This is a genomic window from Vibrio sp. (assembly GCF_038138445.1).
Taxonomy (GTDB): domain Bacteria; phylum Pseudomonadota; class Gammaproteobacteria; order Enterobacterales; family Vibrionaceae; genus Vibrio.
Window position 1 is genome coordinate 1 of record NZ_JAYQDQ010000137.1, and the last position, 6,744, is coordinate 6,744.

Below are 6,744 nucleotides of genomic sequence, written 5' to 3' on the forward strand. Positions count from 1 at the left end.
CACGTACGGTTCTTAGGAGGGCGGCATCTGGTAACAGGTGTCGCCTATCCGACAGGAGCGATTTGGTGGCATAAGGGACAGCCTGTGCGACTAGATCACGCTTCATCACCATAGGTGTCAGACCGTGTACGAGTCAGTACAAATAAAAGTAGGACCAGGAAAAGTTAGAGGTGTTTACTCTATACTCATATAGGTACTCTGCCATTTTTAAATTGAAAATGCACCAAAGTATACTTATCTCAAGTTCACATTAATATAGAGATAAAATATTCAGCAATCTTATCTCTAAAAGTACGTCCACCTCCAGTGGCGTTTATCCAGAATCTTCCACTCGCATCTTTTTTGAAAGCGTTACAATTGCCCCAATGAGAGGCGCTCTTATCATAATCTAATTGCCCTAACGCTCTGCCAGCAGAGAGCAACTCTGTGTCACTCACATCTTGATTGTGGGTTAAATGGTATACGACCAAGCCCATAGCCTGCCAAACCTGCATAGAACGATGAAACCCATTGTCGTCTTGTTTAAATTTGCTTTCCAGACATGATATCCAACCTCGCATAAATGGGATCAACTGGTTTAAAGCTTGGTTGACAGTTTGATCGGTAAGTAGCGTCTTATTCGGTAGACATGTAGGTAACCGCTTTTCAATCCGAGCACCTCTGCCACCTAATGTCGCTAATAAGATATAAATGAGCGTATTTTTAGTCGTTACGTAACTATCTGACCTAGTAATCTTGTTCAGTTCAGATACCCCACCAATTTCGTGTAGTTGAAGGGCGTTGGCAAGTTTATCGGCACCCATAGCAAGTGGGGATTGCTGAGCATGAGTTGCGATATATTGTGAGTACACTTTTGTGTCTAGGGTATTAACGTCAAAAAATAATTTCGACATCATTGCATCATCTATCTTTTCTTCGATTCCATAATATAGGTTGAGTCGAACATCGATAGATGCCAGTTTTTGTTTTTGTTGGGCTGAAAGCCCACTGGAACTTGTTTGCTTACCTGTAAATGGATCAACAAAATCGAGCAGTTCGCTAAAAGCGCTTATCAATAAATAACCGCCTAAGATTACGGCTTTATTTTGGTTATATTGTAGAGTCCTAAGTTTGTCATTGAGGTTTTTACTGCGAGTACTACCGTATATATACAGAGAAACTTCAGGTAGAGCGAGTGGAATGCTGGTTATCGTGCTTTCTTGAAGGTGGGTTTTGAGTTGGAGAAGCCTTTCTTTATTTAACGAACGTTCATAACTGGTTGCAAATCGGTCTAACAACAGGTGATCTTGAGGAAGGGACATCATTAACTCATCAACACTTACATAGCATTGAAGGATTGATACCTCCCCAAAAAATTTATCACTATAAATCCCAGTGCGTATCACTTCGACTGTGCTTCTCATTTATTCTTTTTCTAACACCTTGATTTCTCAAAATGGTAAATAAAAAGATAAAAAAATACTTGATTGGGGCGACGCCCCGATCAATCATGCTCTCTATTGAGCAATGAGTTAGTTATTTTTATGAATAAACCTTTCAATGAAAAGCAACGCTTTGGTGTAACCACAAAACAAGTGTTCGGATGTGTCACACACTCCTCGTTTAATGGTGTGTATACTATGTCCACTGTAATGACAGTTGCAGACCTTTTACGGGCCTGTTCATTTGACTTAATCCCTCCACACTTAAAAAGTCTCTACAAAGAGATTCAACGAGTTGCCAGTCCAACCAGAAGGCAAGGATTTGAGGACTATTGTTTTAAGCACTTAACCTCTTCAACGGATATCAGCGGGGTAATTCCACCTGTTTTGATCGGATGTATGTCAGAAGTACAAATGGAACTCAGTGAAGATCCAAGAATGAATGATGTTTTGGTTGTACATCCAGAAAAAAACTTTGTCGTTGATGGTGTAAATAGACTCTCAACAATCGCAACCATTCTCGGAGGGTATGATCAATCACTGATTAAAAAGGTTAAGGAATCTGATTCTAGACTCAAGCGCCGAGTTGAATTGTCTTGTTTAATGCATAGCCTAAGCATTCAAGTGTTGTTTATTTTTAGGATGGACAGACCCCTGTCTGAGACCGACTTTGCTCAAATATTTGCGGATGTAAATGGTCAAGTTTCTCCTATGAGTACGAATAAACTCATGAAGTTAGCCAGAGCAGATGCTGTGGTCACATTAGCTCGTGAAATGGGGACTCTTCCTATTGTAGAGTCACATGGAGGAATGAGCTTGGACTTAAACACGGTAACCGCTAAAAGTGATTTCATTCTTACCCTCAATACCATGACACGATTTATTCTTGGAGCATTAGGAGGGGAGCGCATGCAAAGTAGGGTGCGAGGCGTTCGGGAAATGGATGACGGAGCGATTTTGTCAACAAGGCACCTTGAACCAATCAAAAACGATCTTATTTTGTTTTTTGAGACATGGATTGAATTTCAAGGTGAAAAGTACTCTCTAGATAGAACGGGATTTCAGCTAGTGGCAACACTCGTTCAAGGTTTAGGGTTGGTATTCAATAACCTTTGGGTAACTTACCAAAGTCTTGTCCCGATAGAGAGAACGAATAATATTTATCAGGCCGCTAAGAAGCTTGGAAGCCTTGATTACTCTCGCCAGGCTTCACATTGGGAGGGTTGTAGTTGCTTGAGTATGAGTGAAAGCGGGATGTACATAGTGAATAGCGGGGGGACGACAAGCCGTAAAGCGTTTGCTAAACACTTATCAAGTTGGCTGGGTATTAAGTACCGATCTCGATAGTTCTATCTTTATCCCTTTTATCTCAAAATGTTAATAATAAGTAGAATCTATTTTATTTATAAATAAATTCTACTTATCCTTTTAATTGTTAACGACATTACAGGTATAAAAAGACGACGAGAAGTAACCTGAGACACTAAGACGGATCATTGGGCTATGCTTGCTCTTTCGGCTCTGTACGGTAGTTATCACCAGCAGCGATATTGTATTGAATCACGGTATCCTCAGAGAACCGAGAAAAGTCAAGTGTAATATTTTGATAGCTAAATTCTTCTCTTTCTTTGATTTTTCCATCTATAAAATAGTCACAGGCAAAACCATCTGACCAATCTTTCCATTTTTCATAGTATTTTGCTCTACAGTTATTAGCTTCAAATTTAGATTTAATATCAAAAACTTTATCACTTTCGTATATAGGGGGGTATATACGTAATTCAGCAAAACCAACGGTATCGTATGCATTTTCTGCATCCACCACTATGTCATAGAGCTTCATATCACAACCACTGGATACAAAGTTTTTATATGGGATACGTAGTTCATAATGATTCTCGTCGCTGGCAAAGTTATGAGTGATACGCAATACCGCTTTACCCCCTGGGCGTTTTTTACCATCGGAGGCACTCCAAGAAAACGATTTACACTCATCACCGCCACCGTAAAAAGTGCCGTAGGCTTTGACCTTGGCGTCGTTGGGTTTTGTCCCTTGGATTGATATATAGCTATCTTCAGGAGACGAACCAAACGGCGGCTTGGTGCTCTCGTACCACTCAAAGACTGGGTAAACCACATAAAAAAGTGCGACCCAGAGCGCTACCAGTATCGCGCCAATTTTTAAAACCTTAGCCATCAATTTGCTCTTTAAGCCAGTACTCAATACATCACTAAGACGGATCATTGGGCTTTGTTTGCTCTTTCGGCTCTGTACGATAGTTATCACCAGCAACGATATTGTATTGAATCACGGTATCGTTAGTAAATTGGGTGAAGTCAAAACGAACAGAATATGCATTGAACTCTTCTTTCTGCTTTACTTTGTTATTAATGTAATAGTCGCAGGCGTATCCTCCTGCCCATCGATTTAAATCAGAAATATATAAATCTTCACAATTTTTAGCTTCAATTACTGACTGCGTTGAAATAAATCTATCACTTGCCACTCTCGGTGGATAAATACGTAATTCAGCAAAACCAACGGTATCGTATGCATTTTCTGCATCCACCACTATGCTGTAGAGCTTCATATCACAACCACTGGATACAAAGTTTTTATATGGAATGCGCAGTTCATAATGATTCTCGTCGCTGGCAAAGTTATGGGTGATACGCAATACCGCTTTCCCTCCTGAGCGTTTTTTACCATCGGAGGCACTCCAAAAAAACGATTTGCACTCATCGCCGCCTCCGTAAAAAGTGCCGTAGGCTTTGACCTTGGCATCTTTGGGTTTTGTCCCTTGGATTGAGATATAGCTATCTTCAGGAGATGAACCAAACGGCGGCTTGGTGCTCTCATACCACTTAAAGGCTGGGTAAACCACGTAAAAAAGCGCGACCCAGAGCGCTATCAATATGGCCCCAATTTTAAAGACCTTAGCCATAAATTTATCATTTAAATTAGTGTGTTAATCTAACGTAGAATTAAGAAGGCACATCAATAAACAATGTCCAAAGCCACTCTTACAGAGTATTCTCGTATGGGTAACCAGAATGATTGACTAGATTAGTGTATATCTAAACCATTAATATTATGGAAGTTCAACATTTTGTTCTAGACGTTTAGAGCGATAATTCTCACCTGCTAAAATATTGTAGTTGATTATAGTGCCATCAGAAAAGTCCTGAAACTTCATGTGTATACTGTAAGCATTAGGTTCTGGCTCTTTGGTTTTCACTTCACCATCAACGAAAAATAAACACTCAGTAGCACCAGACCAGTTTTTTTTGTTCGCCCACTGCCAAATCTCTGAATTACAGCTTTTAGCATCAATAATTGAACTAGTAGCTACAACCATATCGTTATCGTATATTGGCTGGGTTATTCTCAGTTCTGCAAAACCAACGGAATCAAAATCATTTTCGGCATCAACGACAATACGATGTAATTTCATTTTACATGAATTTGAGGTGACATTCTTGTATGGAACTCGAAGCTCATAGCGGTCTTTTGTTCCTGAAAAATTGTAGTTACTTAGGAACACTGCCTTACTCCCATCCCGTTTTATTCCATCCGCACCACTCACAAAAAATGCTTCACAACTATCACCGCCTCCGTAAAATGTAACATATGCTTTCACTAGAGCATCTTCAGGTTTGAATCCTTTTATTACAATATAATGGTCATCGGAAGAAGAACCGAATGGTGCCCTTACGCCTTCACCGAAATTGGAAATAGAAGCAGCTAAATAAACGAGCACCAATGAAATAGAAAGTATTAAAACGCCTAATTTTAAAACTTTAGTCACTTATCTGCTCCTTTAAATCAATCTGTAATGGTTTCTTATCACCATACAGTAACACACTAGGGGTGAGCACTGTTGGGGAGTTAACCAGTACTCCTAACTCTCGTTGAATACGCTTAAGGTTGGCTAGCAATTGGGCTATGGTTTCCTCTTCAAGTTTTAAGCTGCCACGTTTGGCCTCGCCGACATGATAGGGGATGTTTTGGCTGTGCTGATACTCTTCTTGTAAGGTTTGAACCGCTTGATTTAAATTATCTATTGTCGCCGTAAGCTCTGTATTGGCACTGTCATAACTTTGAGACAAAGTACCTTGGAGTAGTATTTCCAGTTGCGATTTGAGGTTTGGAATATACTCGGACATCATATGATTTAGCCCTGAATCAAGGATAGTCGCCGCATAGCCGTTTAGATCAATATGCTCTTTGCTAAGGGTATCTGCCAACACAAATGTATCATCTTGTTTATTCTGTGCAAATGTTAGGCTGGTAATATGAGTTTGCTTAGGCGTCAGTAATACCTGTTTGACCTCTTTGGGCTGGTGCTTTTCGCGGCTATAAGTCAGTAGCTGAACGAGATTGCCATGATGGTGATAATTATCATCATCATTATCTACAAAGCGCTCTAAAACTAAAGCGCGCACTGACTCTGAAAGTTTTGACGCCCCCACATTAGAAGTGTCATCTGGGTTGGTATTCGTCCATTTAAAGGGTAATTGAGGTACTAGGTCATGGTTATTGACATGACGATAATGTGTTATGTCATTATAAGCCCCGACAAATGAATGAGATCCAGTTCTTGGCATACCAAAAGTAAATAAGCGCAATGACTTGGGGTTGACCATCTCTTTAATTAACCCAGAGATTAGTAACGCTCCCGCTCCTCCTAAGCTATGTCCGCAGATGTAAAAGCTCTTAGTTTTGTTTTTTTGGATATCCCTTTCTATCATTTTCCAAAAAGAATAAGCATATTGATAAAAACCCCTATGCACATAGCTATCGCTCAATTCAGGAACAGATATTTGAGCTGCATCTAGGTCTGTCATCACGTCTTTATAACCCTCGGATTGAAAAAACGCCCGAACTCCATCTTGGGTTTCAACAGCTTTAAAGGCTACCCCATTTATTTGTTTTACCCCTTGGCCCCAAGTGGTATCGCCGAGCTTATACACCTCTTCATTCTCAAAGTAGGTTTGCGTGCCCCGAATGCCGATAATCGCTATATCATCATTACTTAAAATATACCCTTCGCAGCCAATATCCGAATCTTGGTAAAATTTACTCTTCAAATGCTGAGAGTATGGCACCTCTTGCAGTAACCAATCTTCTTTGAAAGCCGCGCAATAGACTGGGCGAATTTTAGTTTTCATCTGCTCAACCACTTTGTTTAGCCCTCCATCAGGTATTGAAGGCGACTTACTATCTGGGATACCAAATTCGTCATTTGCATAAGCTTGATTTGCCAAAAGCGCAAAGGTATAACTGTTGATAAGACTGTATTCATCGGTGTCGATAATCAAA

General features: G+C 40.1%; 6 protein-coding genes. 1 reads left to right on the forward strand and 5 read right to left on the reverse strand.

Going from position 1 to position 6,744, the window contains the following annotated elements:
* Nucleotides 1–245: 245 nt before the first annotated feature.
* Nucleotides 246–1,403, reverse strand: coding sequence for a hypothetical protein (locus AAFM34_RS19865; protein WP_341665842.1), 1,158 nt, complete (start codon nt 1,401–1,403; stop codon nt 246–248).
* Between the two features lie 120 nt (nt 1,404–1,523).
* On the opposite strand from AAFM34_RS19865, the gene AAFM34_RS19870 reads away from it, so the two are divergent.
* Entirely contained in the window at nt 1,524–2,768 is a 1,245-nt protein-coding gene (locus AAFM34_RS19870) for a hypothetical protein (protein WP_341665844.1), read from the forward strand.
* Between the two features lie 154 nt (nt 2,769–2,922).
* Here AAFM34_RS19870 and AAFM34_RS19875 read toward each other — a convergent pair whose 3' ends face one another.
* The 4 genes from AAFM34_RS19875 to AAFM34_RS19890 all read right to left on the reverse strand — a co-directional run.
* Nucleotides 2,923–3,618 (reverse strand): hypothetical protein, encoded by a 696-nt coding sequence (locus AAFM34_RS19875; RefSeq protein ID WP_341665846.1) that lies wholly within the window; start codon nt 3,616–3,618, stop codon nt 2,923–2,925.
* Between the two features lie 34 nt (nt 3,619–3,652).
* Nucleotides 3,653–4,366 (reverse strand): hypothetical protein, encoded by a 714-nt coding sequence (locus tag AAFM34_RS19880; RefSeq protein ID WP_341665847.1) that lies wholly within the window; start codon nt 4,364–4,366, stop codon nt 3,653–3,655.
* Nucleotides 4,367–4,513: 147 nt separating this feature from the next.
* Nucleotides 4,514–5,230 (reverse strand): hypothetical protein, encoded by a 717-nt coding sequence (locus AAFM34_RS19885; RefSeq protein ID WP_341665849.1) that lies wholly within the window; start codon nt 5,228–5,230, stop codon nt 4,514–4,516.
* Nucleotides 5,223–6,744 (reverse strand): lipase (locus tag AAFM34_RS19890; protein ID WP_341665851.1); only part of this gene is annotated, 1,522 nt, incomplete at its 5' end. The genes AAFM34_RS19885 and AAFM34_RS19890, both read right to left, overlap by 8 nt.